Source organism: Allorhizocola rhizosphaerae, assembly GCF_003426775.1.
GTDB lineage: Bacteria > Actinomycetota > Actinomycetes > Mycobacteriales > Micromonosporaceae > Allorhizocola > Allorhizocola rhizosphaerae.
This window is the reverse complement of the sequence record NZ_QJUG01000456.1, coordinates 1-1,929: the sequence shown is the minus strand read 5'-3', so window position 1 is coordinate 1,929 and position 1,929 is coordinate 1. Positions and strand designations below refer to the sequence as shown.

Here is a 1,929-nt window from a genome sequence, read left to right as displayed (position 1 = left end):
TCGAGGCGTACCTGACCGCCTACAACAACGACCCGAAACCCTTGATTTGGACCGCCACCGCCGAAGACATCCTGGCCAAAGTCCGCCGCGGACGTGTCACCCTAAATCAACTGTCTCCCCAAAACTGAGACGGCACACTAGCAAGACGAGCGGCCGACGCGGCGGACATCAACGACTTGCCTCATGCGAGCGTGCTTTTCCGCGCCGCGCTGGCCCTCTGGCGAGGGGCACCGTTCGCCGATGTGGTCAACTGTGACTTCGTCGCACAGTATGGCCGGCGACTGGAAGAGCTCCGCATCGAGGTGGTCGAGCAGTTCGCGGACATCGAGTTTCGGCTCGGACGGCATGTGCAAACCATTGAGGTGCTCAAGACGGCAGCAACCGAATACCCCTACACCGAAGGATTGCAGTATCGGCTGATACTGGGTCTGTTTCGCAGCGCCCGCAGGGTCGACGCACTCGCCGAGTACCGCAAGTTCCGAAATCCGATGGTGAGAGACCTCGGTATCGAGCCGAGCCAAGAACTGCAGATGCTCAACCAGCAGATCCTCAGAAGCTAATGGGAGTTGAGCCGGCCCGGGTGTTGAATGGGTTCGTCCAAGCTTCGGCAGTCATGCACTGGTACTAGTACATCGTTTGCGTAAGTTTCTGTGACGTCGGTTAGGCGGATTTGAGTGGCCGCCCGTCGTAGGCCCACCGGAACGGCTTGGCACGTTCGTTGAAGTCATTGATGAACGTGATGACTTTGGTGGCGAGGTCGTCGACGGACTCGTACTCGCCGTAGCACAGCAGACGTCGCTGCAGGATCGAGAAGAAGAGCTCGACTTGGTTCAGCCACGATGCGTGGGTGGGCGTGCGGTGCAGGAACACATTTCGGTGTCGGTCGAGGAATTCGGTGACGGCGGCGGTGCCGTGGGCGGACAGGTTGTCCACGATGCAATGCAGGTCCAGCCCGGGCGGGGTGGCTTCGACCAGATCGGTCAGGAAGGCGATGAAGCTTCAGCCCGGGGGGAGTCGGTGACCCAGCCGGTCACCTGACCGTCATGGACGTCCAAACCGGCGTACAGCACTGCGGTGCCGTACCGGCGGTATTCGAACTCACGCCGGTTACCCCGCCCTCGGCGGTACAGGGTGCGCGGCTGCGCCGGCTTGGTCGGGTTCACCCGTGACTTGGCCTGTACACCGGTCTTCTCATCCACCGACCACACCACCGCGTTGACGGGTGGGTCGATGTACAGGCCGCACACGTCGGCAGCGTTGACCCAGAAGTCGGGGTCGTGGCTGGTCATCCACATCCTGACCCGCCACGGCTTCAAGTCCAGATCCTGGCAGATCCGCCACACCTGCGACGTCGAGATCGCCACCCCGTGTTCGTTTAGCCGCCGGGCCAACGCATCCATCGTCCACCGAGTGGCTGGAGCGGGCGGGGTCTCGGTCGCGGTCTTCACCAACAGGATCACATCGTCGGCGTCATACACCGCCGGGCGTCCTGGACGCTCGGTGTCCACCAAACCGGCCAATCCCTCGTGTTCGTAACGGTCGCGCCACACCGCTACCTGGTTGTAGTGCAATCCCACCGCAACCCCGATCGCCCGGTTCGACAAGCCCTGCGCAGCCAGCAACACAATCCGCGCCCGCTGAACATCCCGCGCCGCGGCGGTACGCGACCGGGCCGTCGACTCCAACACCACACGATCAGCATCACTCACCACCAACACCGGCAACCGCATGCCAGCATCTAACTACATCACTGTTATTTACGCGATGAAGTACTAGTGTGCCGTCTCGAGACTGTGTAACGAACGGTGTTTCCGGCACCGACACGCTGAGTGAGGACTCGGCGGGAAAGGTGCCGTGATGACCACCACCACGACGCTGCGTGAAGCCACACTGGATGTTGTGGCATCGAAGAAGCGACCTGTGTCCAGC

General features: G+C 61.9%; 2 protein-coding genes and 2 pseudogenes. 2 read left to right on the top strand and 2 right to left on the bottom strand.

The window, feature by feature from the left end; translation table 11 throughout:
* Nucleotides 1-128: pseudogene (locus DM816_RS45085) on the top strand (IS630 family transposase); the annotation flags it as partial.
* 21 nt (nucleotides 129-149) lie between these two features.
* A pseudogene (locus tag DM816_RS41725) lies at nucleotides 150-560 on the top strand (AfsR/SARP family transcriptional regulator); the annotation flags it as partial.
* A gap of 100 nt (nucleotides 561-660) precedes the next feature.
* On the opposite strand, the gene DM816_RS41720 reads toward DM816_RS41725, so the two are convergent.
* Both DM816_RS41720 and DM816_RS41715 read right to left on the bottom strand, forming a co-directional pair.
* Nucleotides 661-945, bottom strand: coding sequence for a transposase (locus DM816_RS41720; RefSeq protein ID WP_342768810.1), 285 nt, complete (start codon nucleotides 943-945; stop codon nucleotides 661-663).
* A gap of 35 nt (nucleotides 946-980) precedes the next feature.
* The gene (locus DM816_RS41715; protein ID WP_117215920.1) at nucleotides 981-1,730 is read right to left on the bottom strand and encodes an IS630 family transposase; all 750 of its coding nucleotides are present in this window, start codon (nucleotides 1,728-1,730) and stop codon (nucleotides 981-983) included.
* Nucleotides 1,731-1,929 lie beyond the last annotated feature (199 nt).